The organism is Dietzia sp. SYD-A1, from assembly GCF_015356725.1.
GTDB lineage: Bacteria > Actinomycetota > Actinomycetes > Mycobacteriales > Mycobacteriaceae > Dietzia.
The window spans coordinates 1-14,603 of record NZ_JADDKI010000055.1; the positions used below are offsets into that span (position 1 = coordinate 1).

The window sequence follows — 14,603 nt, forward strand, 5'->3', positions numbered from 1 at the left end:
GGAAGTCCTCGCGAAAGCCAACCGTAACAACACTTCAAATGCGGACCACTAGCAACTCTCCATCGGGCGCCCAGATCGTCACGTGTTCTCCGAGCCAGCCGTCGGTCCCGGCCTCAGCGGTCGTGGCGCGCACCAGCACCCAGTCGAACGGCAGTCTGGCAACGGCCGGGGTGAATCGCACGGTCATTCGCACGGAGGGTGCCATCCGGAGGTCGGTGAGTATCGCGGCGTACGACGGTGCGAGCGCGTCCGCGAGAATTAGGATGCGCTCGAACGGGTCGTGTACCGATTCGGTCAGGCGGATCCAGGCGCACAGTTCCGGAACGGTCGCGCCCGAGTACGGCAAACCGGGTGTAGCAGGCCGGATCTCCATCTTGGTGGAGATCGGCACGAACTCCGGCGGGATGACGAATCGTTCAGCGAGGTCGAGCGGCGTGATATCCGGCGCGACGGTGCTCACAACGGGTGTGGAAGGTTCCCGTGCGGTCGACGACACCGTTGTTGAGGTTGCGGCGAGGGTGCCGTCGACGGTGGCCGACGCCGAGGTGATCGTAGTCCTTCCTCCTTCCCGGACTGCGAGTCGCTCCAGGTCGGGCATGGCGAGCACGGGCCTCAGGAAGTACGTCGTCGTCTCCACCGGCAGTCGATCCGACGGTCCGGGGCCGCGGGCGGCGCGCAGGAGGGCGGCGGCGAGCAGTCCGCCGTGCACTCCCCCGAAGCCGAAAAGGGCCCGCACGTCAGAGCGGTCGCCGCCTAGCGCGCCGGCGATGGTGGTGTCGCCGGGGGGATTCACCCTGTGGCCTGCCCTGTGCTGGGTGGGCCCGAAAGTGCCCGCCAGGCCGACAGTTGCTTCATGCAACTGAGGGTACAGCAAGTGCGTTCTTTCATGCAACGCACTAGTATCGCTGCATGCGTCGCACGAGCTTTGCCGACATGAACTGCTCGATCGCCCAGACTCTCGAGGTGATCGGAGACTGGTGGACCCCGCTCGTGCTCCGTGATGCCTTGATGGGAGTGCGGCGCTTCGAGCAGTTCCAGGGCCGTCTCGGGATCGCTCGCAACGTTTTGGCTCAACGGCTCGAGACTCTTGTCGAGCATGGCTTGATGGAGCAGGTGCCCTATCAGAATCGGCCGCTGCGCCATGAGTACGTTCTGACGGACAAGGGGCGCGACCTGTGGCCGGCACTCCAGATGCTTCGACAGTGGGGCGACCGCTGGGCGGCCCCGAACGGTGCCCCGGTCGAAGCGGTTCACGAGTCGTGTGGCCACGTCCTCGACGCGCATCTCGCGTGTGGTGCCTGTGGCGAACGTGTGTACGGTCGCGACCTGACGCTTCGGCACGGCCCGGGCTGGTCCGAGGGTGATGCGGTGATCGTGCCAGCGGCTCAGGGCGCCTGAGCGAACGTCGCTGGTTTGTCGACAGGCAGGTGTCTGCAGCACGTGCCGGCTCGCGGGACGCACCGACTCCTCGCCTCAGAGGCTCCGTGTTCGGTACGGTCCGCCCGCGCGGTCGCCGGATTCCAGAGTGGTTCTGACGTTCAGAGACTCGTCGGGGCTCCGCCTGACGCGAGATCCGGAGCCCGCAGGTGATCCCACGGCACCGCCTGCTCGAGTTGTCCGGCGAGGCGCAGGAGCATGGATTCACCTCCCAGTGGTGAGATGAACTGCACCCCCATCGGCACGCCCTCAGCGGTCCGGTGCAGAGGTAGCGAGATCGCCGGTCGCCCGGTGAGGTTGGCCAGCTGGGTGTACGGGATCCAATTGAGGTTGTTGTTGATCATCGACTCCACGAGCCCCGAGTACCGCAGCAGGCCGGCCGTCCGGGTCCTGAGGAGCACTGTCGCAGCACGGTGTGCGGGTCGTGGTGTGTCCAGTGCCCCGACGTGCGGGGGCAGGTCTGCCAACGTGGGCGTGACCAGCAGGTCGTACCCCTCGAAGTACGCGGACAATCTCCGCACGTGCTCGTGTCGGCGCATCACCGTGCCGACGTAGTCGACGCTGCTGTGTGCTCGGCCCAGGGCCGCCATGATCTGCGTGTCCAACTCGAAGTCACCGTCCCGGCATCCGGTGCGCCGCTTGACGTCGTCGACCTGCCACGCCAGCACCACGAACCAGGTGGTGAGGAAGTCGCGCGCCAGCGCCAGGTCGTCGATCGGCTGTTCGTCGAGCATCTCGACGTCATGGCCCAGATCGGAGAGCGTGCGTGCGGTCGCCTCGACCGATGCCGAGGCCTCCGGATGGGGGTCGGAGTTGATCGAGGATGCGGTGCACACGCCGATCCGCAGCCGACCCGGTTCCCTACCGACCTGCGAGAGGAAGTCCTCGGTGGGCATCCCGGGGACGTAGGGTCCGCTCGGCTCGCCACCGGCCAGGACATCCAGCATCGCCGCGGAATCGCGGACGGAGCGCGAGATCACGCCGTGCGTCGCCGCACCGTGCATCGCCTCGCCGATCATCGGCCCCATCGGCACCAGGCCCCGGCCCGGCTTGAGCCCCACGAGGCCGCAGCACGCGGCCGGGATGCGGATGGAGCCACCGCCATCGCTGGCCCCGGCCACGGGAACGACACCGGCCGCCACAGCGGCGGCCGACCCTCCCGAGGAGCCGCCGGGCGTCCTGGTGGTGTCCCACGGGTTGCGGGCGGGCCCGAAAAGGTCCGGTTCGGTGATTCCCTTCGCCCCGAACTCGGGGGTGTTGGTCTTGCCGAAGATGACGAGTCCCGCGTCGAGCCAGCGCTGGACCACTGTCGAGTGCTCGGCCGCCGGAATGTGGGACAGGGGCCGCGATCCGCCGCTGGTCGGCACCCCCCGGTAGTCCTGGCCCAGATCCTTGATGAGGAAGGGAACTCCGGCGAAGGGTCCGTCGAGCGACTCCGTCGCCCGGTCGCGGGCCCGGGCGTCCATCCGGTTGATGATGGCGTTGAGGTGCGGGTTGACGGTGTCCGCCTGCTGCACCGCGACCTCGAGCAACTCGCCCGCCGTCACCTCCCCGGACCGGACCAGGGCGGCCAGGCCGAGGGCGTCGTGGCGACGGTACTCATCGATACGCATGGGGTGAGAGTCTACTCAGGGCCGGCCAGGGGGCCGGGCCAACGGCAGATCACGCACACTCGAGAGATGACCCACTCGGTGTTCCCCCGAACGGCCAGGGCTCTGGCGTGCCTCGCCCTCGCTACGACGACTGCCGCCTGCGCGTCGAGGACCGTCGATCGCGACCCGTCCGCCTCGATCCCGGCGGACGCGTCGCAGAATCTCACCAGCCACTCGACGGTGCTGGACGAGCGGACCCGGACGTGGACGGTCTACCGTCCGCCGGCCGCGGTGAGTGATCCCTCGGCCCCCGCCCTCCTGGTCATTCACGGGACCGGGGACACCGCTTCGGGGATCCGCAACGGGATCGGACCCGATCTCGAGCAACTGGCCGACGAGGAGGGGTTCGCGGTGGTCTACGTCGACGGTCACCAGAACAACTGGAACGAGTGCCGCGTCGAGGGAGACTGGCCCGCCAAGGACGAGGACCTCGACGATCTGGGTCTCATGCGACAGGCTGCCGAGTCGGTGGGGTCGACCGGTCCTGTCTACGCGGTGGGATTCTCCTCCGGTGGTCACATGGCCATGCGCCTGGCCCTCGAGGCGCCGGACCTGGTCGACGGGGTCGCGGCCGTGGCCGCCAATCCCCCGACCGCGGACAATCTCGGTTGCGAGGTGCAGGGTGACCCGGTCCCCATCATGTTCGTGCAGGGGCGACAGGATCCCATCAACCCGATCGATGGTGGTGAGGTCCGCGTGGGATCGGGACTCACCGCGGCTTCCCGGGGCGAGGTCATGTCCGCCGTGGAGGGTGCGGAGTGGTTCGCCCGGTACAACGGGATCCTCGCCGGCGGCGCCACCCCGACGGTCACCCGGGAGGGGGACGCGGAGACGATCACGTGGGAGGGGCCCGCTGCGGTGCGTCTGGTGAGGGTGGATCGCGTCGGCCACTCCTTCCCCACGCTGTCCGGCAGGTGGGGACGAGACGGCGGGGCCCGCTACGACGCTCCCGGCGAGATCTGGAGGTTCTTCTCCCCCGCCCCGGCGTGAGTGGACCCGGCTCCCCAGGACGACTCCTGTGGGCTTCGCGGGCGACCTGGTCGGCGAAATCGGTGATCAGGTGCGTCGGTTCCGCCAGGCGCGCCACGCTCCGGGCGACCAGAGCGCCCACGCCACCAACAGGGGTTGGAAGAACAGTCGGACCAGACGGGCACGGTCGGAGTCCAGTCCGAAGGCGTCCGTGCCGGTGACGTACTGCGAGATGTTCCCGGGGAAGATCGCCACGAAGAAGCCGGCGGTGATCCACCCCACGGCGGGCCGGACACGCATAGGAGCCAGGATGAGCGCCGCGCCCAGCCCGATCTCCACGACTCCCGAGGCCAGCACCACGACGTCCGGGTCCAGGAGAACCCATCCGGGCACCTGAGCTTGGAACTCCTCACGGAGGGTGGTCAGGTGACCCACCCCGGCGCCCGCCAGCCCTGCGCCGAGGGTCCAGCGACCCACGTGGCGGGCCCCCTCCGCTGCCCGACCCCCACGCCGGGTCGTCGTGATGCCGGCGGGTCCGGCCTGGCGGTTTCCCGGAGTTCGGTTCATGGCGAAAGTATTGCGCACAACTCAATTGTGCGCAATCGACTTGTGCGGGACACTGGAGTCATGGACGCCGATCTCCGTCTCGACCAGCAGGTCTGTTTTGCCCTCTATGCCGCTTCCAGGGCGTCGACCGCGGCGTATCGGGAGGCCTTGGCCGCGGTGGGACTCACCTATCCCCAGTATCTGGTGCTGCTGGCCCTGTGGGAGGAGGACGGTCTGACGCTCCGACAGCTGGGCGAGCGGATGTACCTCGACTCCGGCACCCTCTCCCCTCTGCTCTCGCGGATGGAAGCCGCTGGACTGGTCTCCCGCAGCAGGGCGGGCAGGGACGCCCGCAGCGTCACCGTCTCACTCACTGGTCCGGGCAGCGCACTGCGCGAGGAGGCCGGACGCATCCAGTGCGCGTTGGTGGAGAAGCTCGACATGCCTCCGGGAGACCTGGTCGAGCTGCGCCGACTGGCGCGGGGTGTCGTCGCTGCCCTGGGTCGTGCGGACGCCCGATGATCGACGCCTGATGATGGCCGCCCCGGACGCGACCAGGCACGCTACACGGCGTCCGGCCGCGGTACGTTCTGTAGCCTGAGCTGGCCCCTGGCCAGGATCTTCCCGCCCTCGGTCTGGCTGATCACCACATCCCACAACTGCTGGCTGCGCCCCTGGAACAGGGCCTCCGCGCGCACCTCGACCCGTCCACCGGTCGATGCCCGCAGGAAGTCGGTGCCATTGTGGACGCCCACGGCGATCTGGCCGAGGTCGGCCACGGCGGCTCCGGCGCCGGCGCCGCCCGCGGATTCCACGATGCTGGCGTACACACCACCGTGGACGGTCCCCCACGCGGTGAGATGATCGCCGCCCAGGTCCGCGTGTCCCGACAGGCTCGTCGCGGTCACCTCGTCGACGACGAGTCCGGAGGCCCGGACGAAGGTGCTCGCGGCTTCGGAAGAGGCGTCGGGGAACCCGTCGGTTGCAGTCATGAGTTCTTTCTACCCGCACCTGAACCGTGCTCCCCCGCCGTCGCCACGGGTTGGCGCAGGATCGTCCGCAGTCGGGCCGGATCGGTCCTGCGCGCGTCGGAGAGATAGATCTCGTGGTGGTGCCCTGTGGGGATCAGGCCGCGGCCGGGGATGATCTCCTCGTGCATCCGGGCGATGACCGGCCCCTCCGCGTCGTACGGTCCGACGTGCAGGGTCTGGACGGCCGGGCCCTCGGCGAACTCTTCGAGTCGGACCCGGTCCACGGCGACCGCCGGCTTCCTCGCCGTCACCTTGTCCACGGCGGAGGCCACCATGTCCGCCGTGACCCAGTCGGGCTGCCAGATCATCATGGTCCATTCCCACGCGTCCTTGTTCCGCGCTGTGAACACCTCGAGATCGCGGGCGTACCAGAGTCCCTCGAGTGGGCCGACGGTGTGGACGCGCCCCAGATCGTCCTTCGCCATCGCCCGCACGGCGTAGGAACACGTGTACAGCGCCTCGAGCGTGGTGGCGTAGTCAGCGCAGGTGTTGGGGTCGCCGCGACCGTCGGCCATGAGGAACCTCATCGACGGCACCTGGACCAGGTCGAACCTTCCCACTCTCCCGTTGTAGAGGTCCTTGCGCTCCCGCTTGATGTCGAAGGATCCCACGTCTCACCCTTCCCGCAACTCCTCGATGTGCTGACGGTAGACCGCGGTGAGGTCGTCGATGTACGCGCGATCCCAGCGGGGTGTGATGTGCTTGCTGCAGTTGGCGTCGGCGGCGACCAGGTCCACGATGATCGCCCGCTCGACATGCCCGGTGTAGGTCCTCTCCCCCATCGTCCGCAGGCGATCCACCAGCTCGGGGTCCCGGTCCGGCTCGACGATCCGGGCGTGCCCGAACACCTTGAGCCGGGACCGCGTGGGGTAGTCGACGAAGAGGAGGCAGACGCGGCCGTCGTGGTCCACGTTGCCCACCGTGACGTACTGACGGTTGCCGGGGAACTCCACCCACGCCAGCGACGTGGGCGTCAGGACGTGGACGAACCCTGCGGGACCGCCGCGGTGCTGGGCATAGGGCCATCCGGATTCGGTGACACTGGACAGGACGAAGTGGTCTGCCCGCCGGATCAGCGCGGAATCGGTGCCGTCGAGGCTGAACTCGCCGGCCCCCTGCGGCCGGGTGAGACCTACCGACGCCTGCCGGGCGCGCGCGGCGGAGCCGAACGCGATCTCCGGGTAGCGGTTGGCGGGCACGGCTCCGACCCTACTCCGCCCGCACGGAACGTCAACGCTAGTTGACGTTCGGCGGTCGTCAATGTAGGTTGACGACTGAGGTGAGGAATGTGGAGACGACCTTCGATGACGACGACAACGCGCCCAACCCGGTCGAGCGTCTGGCTGCGATCGCGGAGGCGAAGACCGCACTCGCTCGCGAGGAGTCCGCGGCCGTCAGGCACGCCCGACTGCACGGCTTGAGCTGGGCGGAGATCGGGGTCGTCCTGGGAGTGAGCAAGCAGGCGCTGCACAAGAGGTTCGGTCGAGCGGGCTGAGCGACGGCGGACCTCAGCTCGTGGCGGGTCCGGTGGTCTGCCCCACGTACTGCGCGAGGTGGTCACCGGTGAGCGTGGATCGGGCCGCCACGAGCTCGGCGGGCGTGCCCTCGAACACGACGCGGCCACCACCGTGGCCGGCCCCGGGACCGAGGTCGATGATCCAGTCGGCGTGGGCCATCACGGCCTGATGGTGCTCGATGACGACGACGGACCTGCCCGCGTCGACCAACCGGTCGAGCATTCCCAGCAGATTCCGGACGTCGGCCAGATGCAGGCCGGTGGTCGGTTCGTCGAGCACGTAGACCTCCGCCTTGTCCGCCATCTGTGCGGCCAGCTTGAGCCGTTGCCGCTCGCCTCCGGACAGTGTGGTCAACGGCTGTCCGAGTCGCACGTAGCCCAACCCCACATCGCGGAGCCGGAGCAGGATCGTGTGCGCGGCCGGGATCCGGGATGGTCCCTCGCGGAAGAACTCCTCGGCCGTGGCCACCGACATCTCGAGAACCTCACCGATGTTGCGCTCCCCCAGCCGGTACTCCAGTACCTCGGCCTGGAAACGCCGCCCCTCGCAGTCATCACACGTCGTGGCGACCCCCGCCATCAGCGCGAGGTCGCTGTAGATCACCCCCGCCCCTTTGCAGGTGGGGCACGCGCCCTCGGAGTTGGGGCTGAACAGCGCGGGTTTGACCCCGTTGGCCTTGGCGAAGGCTTTCCGGATGGGGTCGAGCAGCCCGGTGTAGGTGGCGGGGTTGCTGCGGCGGGAACCGCGGATCGCGGTCTGGTCTATCGCGACCACACCGGGCCGCGGGGACACCGACCCGTGGATGAGTGAGCTCTTCCCGGAGCCCGCCACACCGGTCACCACGCACAAGACGCCCAGCGGGATGTCGACGTCCACGTTGCGGACATTGTGGGCGGTCGCGCCCCGCACCTCGAGGCGGCCGGTCGCCGTGCGCACCTCGGCCTTGAGCGACGCCCGGTCGTCGAGGTGCCGGCCGGTGACGGTGCCGCTCTCCCGGAGCCCGGCGACCGACCCCTGGTAACAGATCTCGCCCCCCGCGGACCCCGCGCCGGGCCCCAGGTCCACCACGTGATCGGCGATGGCGATGATCTCCGGCTTGTGCTCCACCACGAGCACGGTGTTCCCCTTGTCGCGCAGCCTCAGCAGCAGGTCGTTCATCCGCTGGATGTCGTGCGGATGCAACCCGATCGAGGGCTCGTCGAAGACGTAGGTCACGTCCGTCAGTGCCGATCCCAGGTGTCGGATCATCTTGACCCGCTGCGACTCGCCGCCGGAGAGGGTGCCGGCCGGACGGTCCAGCGAGAGGTAGCCCAGTCCGATCTCCACGAAGGAGTCCAGGGTGTGCTGTAGAGCCGCGAGCAGTGGGGCGACAGAAGGCTCGGAGAGTCCGCGGAGCCACTCGGCGAGATCGGTGATCTGCATCGCCGAGGCGTCGGCGATGTTCAGCTCCCCGATCCGGGAGGACCGTGCACCCTCGTTGAGGCGGGTACCCCCGCAGTCGGGACAGGTGGTGAACACCACCGCCCGCTCGACGAACGCCCGGATGTGCGGCTGCATCGCCTCGACATCCTTGGCCAGCATCGACTTCTGGATCTTCGGGATCAGACCCTCGAAGGTCACGTTGATCCCGTCGGCCTTGATCTTGACCGGCTCCCTCCGGAGCAGATCGTGCATCTCCTGCTCGGTGAAGTCCCGGACAGGCTTGTCCATGTCGAAGAACCCGGACCCCGCGTAGATGCGCCCGTACCACCCGTCCATCGAGTACCCGGGCACCGTGATGGCGCCCTCGGCGAGCGACCTGGACCTGTCGACGAGGGCGTCGACGTCGAAATCGGACACCGACCCCCGCCCCTCGCACGTCACGCACATCCCACCGGTGATGGAGAACTCCGCCTTCTGCCGGCTGCCGTCCGCCTTCTTCAGCGTGCCCACGCCGCTGGCGGAGGCGACGTTGAACGAGTACGCCTTGGGCCCGCCGATGTGCGGCTGCGCGAGCCGGCTGAACAGGATGCGCAACAGGGCGCCGGTGTCGGTCGCCGTACCGACCGTCGACCGGGGGTCGGAACCCATGCGCTCCTGATCCACCACGATGGCCGTGGTGAGACCGTCGAGAAGATCCACCTCGGGGCGAGCGAGGGTGGGCATGAAGCCCTGCAGGAACGCACTGTAGGTCTCGTTGATCATCCGCTGGGACTCGGCGGCGATCGTGGCGAAGACCAGGGAGCTCTTACCTGAACCGGACACGCCGGTGAACGCGGTGAGCCGACGTTTGGGCAGGTCGACGTCGACCGACTTCAGTGTGTTCTCCCGCGCCCCCCGGACACGGATGACGTCGTGTGAATCGGCGATGTGGTCACTCACGGGGGCTTCTCCTCGCTGCGGGTGTGTGCCGTCAACCGTAGGACGCCGGGCACCCGGCCGGGGGCGGGATGCCTAGCCGCGCTCCTGGTGTTCCATTGCGGTCGCGTGCAGCCGCGCAAACCGCTCGAACTCGTCCTCGTCCCATCCGGGCCGCCCCGTGGCGGCGGCCCACCCGTCCAAGATCTGGCGATCGTAGAGGTGACCGTATCCCTGGGATCCACCGATGGCGTTGCCCAAGTCCGCGGTGACCTGGAAGAAGGTGACGACGGGAAGGTAGCGCATCCCCGGGTGTCGGCCTCTGCCCGGCGGCTCGGCAAGCCAGTCCGGCCGCGCGAACAACAGATCAGTTGTCCACCACACCACGGGGTCGGTGGCGTGCTGGACATAGAGTACGCGCGGTGGGATCCACGAGGTGTCGTCACCACGGAACTCGGCCGGATCCTCCGAGAAGCGGACCAGTAGACCGTCGGCGTAGACCGGTTCGGCCGCCCGCGTTCCCGGATCCCGCCGCTCGACCAGAGAACTCCAGATCCGATTGGAATGCGGTGGTCCCAGCCACAGGACTCCGTCCACGGTGGCGCGGATATCCCGGAGTCCGGAGAAGGCGGCCTCGCCGGCCTGGGTGCCCAGGCTCTCGCCGTAGACGTAGAGTGCCGGCCGCTGACGGTCGGACGGCAGGGAGTCACGCCAGGTGACCACGGCATCGATGAGTGCCTTCCCGGCGGTCTCCGCCTTCTCGCGATCGGCGAGGAACGAGATCCAGCTCGGAAGGTAGGAATACTGGGTGCCGACCAGGGCCACGTCCCCACCGGAGAGAAGTTCGATGGCCTGCGCGGCGTGCGGATTGATCCATCCGGTCCCTGTAGTGGGGGCGATCACCACCGATCCCCGCTCCCAGGCACGGGTCCTGTCCAGCTCGGCCACCACGAGTCGCGCGCGCTCGTCGTCGGTAGGTGCGGACTCCAGCCCGGCATAGGCCCGGATGGGCTCGCGTGCATCCTCCCGTAACAGGTCGCTCAGATGCGCGCGTCCGAGACCGCCACTGACGAAGCGGCGCCCCTGCCTGCCCAGGTCCTCGAAGTCGACATGGGACCCCGGCCCCCCGGATCGCTCGCTGGCCGTCGGGCGCTGCGCGCCGGGGAGGTCCTGGTCGTTCTGCACGCTGAAGACCCGGTTGGCGGTCTGGAAGAACGCGCGCGGGATCACTCCTTGCGCCACGCCCACCATGAGGGCGGCCACCACCACGATCCCGGTGATCCGGGCCGAGTTCTCCCCCACGGCGAATCTGCGACGGACGAGCAGTACGAATCCCCGATAGGCCGCCTGGATCACCCGGCATGCGATCAAGAGCACCACGAAGACGGCAAGAGCAACCCAGGGGGCGCGCATGTAATCGCTCCACGGAGGTCTGGGCGACGCGACCAGATCCGATACCTGGTCCTGCCACCGGACAGCTGTGGCCGTGGCCGTGATGAGGTAGACGATCAAGACGTAAGGCGCGGACAACCGCGCGAACGCCACGACCCGGTCGCCGAGGTCCAGCAGCGCAGGACCGAGAGTCACGCGGGGACTCACCAGTCTCTTCCACACGGTCCGCACCGCGATGCCGGCCCCGTATCCCACCAGCATGGACAAACCGGTGACGAAGCCCTGGTACTGCCAGGTTCGAGGCAGAAGCGACGGCATGAGCGAGGCCCAGGCGGCGAGTGCTCCGACGATGACGCCCGTGACGGACAGGTGCCAGCGGTGCCACAGCACTACCAGCACCTCGCCGGCCCTGTTCACCTCAAACGTTCGGCGCGCCGGGCAGCGGCCACCAGGTCGCCGGACATCCGCGCCAACTCGGCGGCGTCCTCCCCCTCGACGATCGCGGTGTGCAGGTCCTCACACGCACACCTGAGCTGGAACATGCGGTCCATGAGGTCCGTCGACTCGGAGTCCGAGAGCACCACCGTCCCCTCCGGCAGCTCGCGGACCCTCAGTGACTGCCTCTGCTCGTAGGCGCGCTGACGGCAGGAGCGACGACAGTACCGTCGTCGTCGACCCGTGTTCCCCTCGTCGACCGGACGCCCGCACCACGCGCACGAGGCCTCACCCCGCCGGGGCGGGGGGAGCTCGGAGGGGGCGTCGGTGTCCACGGTGGTCAGGGTACCGAGAGGGTCCCCGGCTGGCCTGCTGCCGTGTGCCGTGGGAACATTCGGGGGGTCACCTGGCGTTACATGACCAGGAACACGACAGCGTCGTGTCACAGGATGTCATGTGGCAGTCAGCTGAAAAGACGGACGAACACGGTAGAAGGAGTTCGCATGGCAGATCGAGTCCTCAGGGGCAGCCGCCTCGGTGCGGTGAGCTACGAGACCGACCGGGACACCGATCTCGCGCCCCGGCGGATGGCCAGGTACCAGACGGAGAACGGCGAGGTGTACGAGGTCCCGTTCGCCGACGACGCCGAGATCCCCGGCACCTGGATGTGCAAGAACGGCCAGGAGGGCCAGCTCATCGATGGCCCGTCGGTGGAGGTCAAGAAGGGTAAGCCGCCGCGCACCCACTGGGACATGCTCCTCGAGCGTCGGTCGCTCGACGATCTGGAGGACCTGCTCAAGGAGCGGATGGACATCCTCAAGAAGCGTCGGCGCGCTGGCGCCCGCTAGAAGAGCCCGACCCCGCCAGGACGCCCCCGGCCCCTCGACGGGGCCGGGGGCGTCCTGATTTCGCGGGCGGGGTCAGCGCCGGACGAGCGATCTCAGCTGTCCGCGTCGCTTCTCCCAACCCCATCGCGCTACGTTCACAGCGGCCTCGCGGAAGATGGACTCACTCATCTTGGAGTGCCCGACGGTGCGTTCGGTGAAGGTGATCGGGACCTCGACGACCGTGCCCCCGGCGTTCAACAGACGCCAGGTCATGTCGATCTGGAAGCAGTACCCCTTCGATTCGATCGCGTCCATGTCCAGGCGTGACAGGGACTCGCTGCGGTAGGCCCGGAAGCCCGCCGTGATGTCCTTGATGCCCACCCCCAGCATGATCCGGGAGTAGACGTTGCCGCCTCGGGAGATCACGTGGCGCTGCCAGGGCCAGTTCTCGACGCTGCCGCCGGGCACGTAGCGTGATCCGATCACCAGGTCCGCGCCGGCGTCGATCTCCGCGAGCATCGCCGGCAGCCGCTCGGGCGGGTGGCTGCCGTCGGCGTCCATCTCCACGAGCACGGAGTAGCCGCGTTCCAGGCCCCAGCGGAATCCGGCGATGTAGGCGGCGCCGAGCCCCTGCTTGCCCGCGCGGTGCAGGACGGTGATCCGCCCCCGGGGGTCGTCGGCGGCGAGCCGGTCGGCGACCTCCCCGGTGCCGTCGGGGCTGTTGTCGTCCGCGATGAGGACCGCCACGTCGGGGGCTGACGCGAGCAGGCGCTCGACGACGCCCGGGAGGTTGTCGCGCTCGTCGTACGTGGGGATGATCACCAACGTCCGCGAGGACGCAGCTGCGGGTGGAGGCGCCATCGGATCGGTCACTTACGTCTCCTCGCACTCGGTCGCGGGTCGCCGCCGGGTGCGGATCAACGCCCATCCCAGGCCGACGAACCCGATGAGGCAGCTCACCATCTGCGGGATGCCGCCCAGTCGGGTTGCCATGGTACCGGCGGAGTCCGACTCGACCTGCGCCGACAGTGTCGCGGGCTCGAAGATCCCGGTCTTCTGGAGCACCTGACCGTCCGGGCCGATCACCGCGCTGACCCCGCTGGTCGCCGCGACGAGGACGGGGACGTGGTGCTCCACCGCCCGGACCCTCGACATGGCGAGCTGTTGGTAGCTCATCGGGGACCTGCCGAAGGTCGCGTTGTTCGTGGGCACCGTGAGGATCTGGGCTCCGCGGGCGACCGGTTCACGTGCTGCGGCGTCGAAGGCGATCTCGAAGCAGATGGCCACCCCGAAGTCGATCCCGGCCGCGGTCACCATCCCGTCGCCGTCGCCTGGGACGAAGTGCCCGGCGGTCCGGGCGATCGGGAACACGGCTTCGAGCGGCGCGCGCAGGGGCAACCACTCCCCGAACGGTTGGATGTACTTCTTGTCGTGGCGGTCGACCACGGGATCCGCGGCGGGCTCGGGCGATCGACCGTCCCAGACCAGGTAGGAGTTGGTGGCCTCGGGGCCGTCACCCACCCGCAGGACGGTGCCCACGAGGATCGGGGCGTCCAGTCGACGCGACAGGGCGGAGATCTGGGCGCCGGCCTGCCGGTCGGCCAGGGGCGAGATGTCGGAGGCGTTCTCCGGCCACAGCACCACATCCGGCCGGACCGCGGTTCCGGCCTCGACATCGTCGGCGAGCTTTGCGGTCACCCGGAGGTGGTTCTCGAGGACAGCACGGCGCTGCGCGTTGAAGTCCAACCCGAGGCGCGGGACGTTGCCCTGGATCACGGCGATGTCGGCGGTCTCCCCGGTGCCCCGGGGCGTGGTGTCGAGTGCCGCCGCGGCGGCGAGTCCCGCGGTGACGAGGGGGACCACAAGGAGTCCGGTGGCCGAGCGCAGTGTCCCGCGCGGCGGCCGGTGCCGGCGAGCGAGTAGGAGGACGACGAGTCCGAGCGCGGTGCCCGTGCCCGCGACCGCGAAACCGAGCAGCGGGGTACCACCGAGCGAGGCCAACGGCAGCAACGGGCCGTCGGCCTGGCCGAACGCCAGCCGGCCCCACGGGAAGCCGCCCCACGGCCACGAGGAGCGGATCCACTCCCACACCGACCACCATCCGGCCACACCGAGCGCCGCGCCCACCACCCGCAGACCGTGTCGTCGTCCTTCCGCGAGTCCTTCCCGGAGGATCACCACGGCCCCGGCTCCGAACGCGGCGAGGTACAACGCCTCGACCAGCGCCAGAGCCCACGCGGCGTAGGCCCCCACGTACAGGCCCACCCACGGGACCAGCAGGAGGAAGAACACCAGGCCGGCGATCAACCCGAGGAGGGCGCCGGTCCGCGGACGGGGCGCGGGGCCGCGCAGCGGGGACAGGGTCACGACGAGAAGTGCCAGAGCGAGGATCGCGGCCCACCACAGGCCGACAGGGGGGAACGACGCGGCCAGCAGGGCGCCGGCCGCGGCCGCCCCCAC

At 69.1% G+C, this 14,603-nt stretch carries 16 protein-coding genes; 5 read left to right on the forward strand and 11 right to left on the reverse strand.

From position 1 onward, the window contains the following. Positions 1–34 precede the first annotated feature (34 nt). Complete coding sequence (locus tag IY392_RS02830; protein ID WP_194860451.1) at positions 35–793, reverse strand: acyl-CoA thioesterase domain-containing protein; 759 nt, start codon at positions 791–793, stop codon at positions 35–37. Between the two features lie 116 nt (positions 794–909). On the opposite strand from IY392_RS02830, the gene IY392_RS02835 reads away from it, so the two are divergent. Then, positions 910–1,398 (forward strand): helix-turn-helix domain-containing protein, encoded by a 489-nt coding sequence (locus IY392_RS02835; protein ID WP_107756421.1) that lies wholly within the window; start codon positions 910–912, stop codon positions 1,396–1,398. A 140-nt stretch (positions 1,399–1,538) separates the two neighbouring features. Here the strand turns inward: IY392_RS02835 and IY392_RS02840 are convergent, their stop codons facing one another. Continuing rightward, positions 1,539–3,050 carry an amidase gene (locus IY392_RS02840; RefSeq protein ID WP_182627771.1) on the reverse strand — a complete coding sequence of 504 codons (1,512 nt, stop codon included), beginning with the start codon at positions 3,048–3,050 and terminating at the stop codon, positions 1,539–1,541. A gap of 66 nt (positions 3,051–3,116) precedes the next feature. On the opposite strand from IY392_RS02840, the gene IY392_RS02845 reads away from it, so the two are divergent. Next, entirely contained in the window at positions 3,117–4,079 is a 963-nt protein-coding gene (locus IY392_RS02845) for a PHB depolymerase family esterase (protein WP_194860452.1), read from the forward strand. 66 nt (positions 4,080–4,145) lie between these two features. Here the strand turns inward: IY392_RS02845 and IY392_RS02850 are convergent, their stop codons facing one another. Next, positions 4,146–4,625: a hypothetical protein gene (locus IY392_RS02850; RefSeq protein ID WP_228548943.1), complete on the reverse strand. Its 480-nt coding sequence runs from the start codon at positions 4,623–4,625 to the stop codon at positions 4,146–4,148. Positions 4,626–4,685: 60 nt separating this feature from the next. On the opposite strand from IY392_RS02850, the gene IY392_RS02855 reads away from it, so the two are divergent. After that, positions 4,686–5,126: a MarR family winged helix-turn-helix transcriptional regulator gene (locus IY392_RS02855; protein WP_107756425.1), complete on the forward strand. Its 441-nt coding sequence runs from the start codon at positions 4,686–4,688 to the stop codon at positions 5,124–5,126. 41 nt (positions 5,127–5,167) lie between these two features. Here IY392_RS02855 and IY392_RS02860 read toward each other — a convergent pair whose 3' ends face one another. The 3 genes from IY392_RS02860 to IY392_RS02870 are packed head-to-tail and all read right to left on the reverse strand — an operon-like array spanning position 5,168 to position 6,834. Further along, a complete protein-coding gene (locus IY392_RS02860; RefSeq protein WP_107756426.1) occupies positions 5,168–5,596 on the reverse strand; it encodes a PaaI family thioesterase in 429 nt (142 codons plus the stop codon). Next, positions 5,593–6,246, reverse strand: coding sequence for a GyrI-like domain-containing protein (locus IY392_RS02865; RefSeq protein ID WP_107756427.1), 654 nt, complete (start codon positions 6,244–6,246; stop codon positions 5,593–5,595). The genes IY392_RS02860 and IY392_RS02865 overlap by 4 nt, the downstream gene beginning before the upstream one ends. Before the next feature lie 3 nt (positions 6,247–6,249). Beyond that, complete coding sequence (locus tag IY392_RS02870; protein ID WP_194860453.1) at positions 6,250–6,834, reverse strand: pyridoxamine 5'-phosphate oxidase family protein; 585 nt, start codon at positions 6,832–6,834, stop codon at positions 6,250–6,252. A gap of 89 nt (positions 6,835–6,923) precedes the next feature. Between IY392_RS02870 and IY392_RS02875 the strand changes: the two genes are divergently transcribed. Next, the gene (locus tag IY392_RS02875; RefSeq protein ID WP_107756429.1) at positions 6,924–7,130 is read left to right on the forward strand and encodes a sigma factor-like helix-turn-helix DNA-binding protein; all 207 of its coding nucleotides are present in this window, start codon (positions 6,924–6,926) and stop codon (positions 7,128–7,130) included. Positions 7,131–7,143: 13 nt separating this feature from the next. Here the strand turns inward: IY392_RS02875 and IY392_RS02880 are convergent, their stop codons facing one another. The 3 genes from IY392_RS02880 to IY392_RS02890 all read right to left on the reverse strand — a co-directional run bounded on the left by IY392_RS02880 (position 7,144) and on the right by IY392_RS02890 (position 11,651). Beyond that, complete coding sequence (locus IY392_RS02880) at positions 7,144–9,513, reverse strand: excinuclease ABC subunit UvrA (RefSeq protein WP_107756430.1); 2,370 nt, start codon at positions 9,511–9,513, stop codon at positions 7,144–7,146. A gap of 72 nt (positions 9,514–9,585) precedes the next feature. Beyond that, entirely contained in the window at positions 9,586–11,298 is a 1,713-nt protein-coding gene (locus IY392_RS02885) for an alpha/beta hydrolase (RefSeq protein ID WP_309230227.1), read from the reverse strand. Further along, entirely contained in the window at positions 11,295–11,651 is a 357-nt protein-coding gene (locus IY392_RS02890) for a hypothetical protein (RefSeq protein ID WP_107756431.1), read from the reverse strand. Before IY392_RS02890 ends, IY392_RS02885 begins: the two co-directional genes overlap by 4 nt. 168 nt (positions 11,652–11,819) lie before the next feature. Between IY392_RS02890 and IY392_RS02895 the strand changes: the two genes are divergently transcribed. Next, positions 11,820–12,164, forward strand: a complete 345-nt coding sequence (locus IY392_RS02895) for an RNA polymerase-binding protein RbpA (protein ID WP_107756432.1) — start codon at positions 11,820–11,822, stop codon at positions 12,162–12,164. A 72-nt stretch (positions 12,165–12,236) separates the two neighbouring features. Here IY392_RS02895 and IY392_RS02900 read toward each other — a convergent pair whose 3' ends face one another. Next, the gene (locus tag IY392_RS02900; protein ID WP_194860456.1) at positions 12,237–13,004 is read right to left on the reverse strand and encodes a polyprenol monophosphomannose synthase; all 768 of its coding nucleotides are present in this window, start codon (positions 13,002–13,004) and stop codon (positions 12,237–12,239) included. A gap of 12 nt (positions 13,005–13,016) precedes the next feature. After that, the coding region (gene lnt / locus IY392_RS02905) for an apolipoprotein N-acyltransferase (RefSeq protein WP_228548944.1) at positions 13,017–14,603 on the reverse strand (1,587 nt) is incomplete at its 5' end.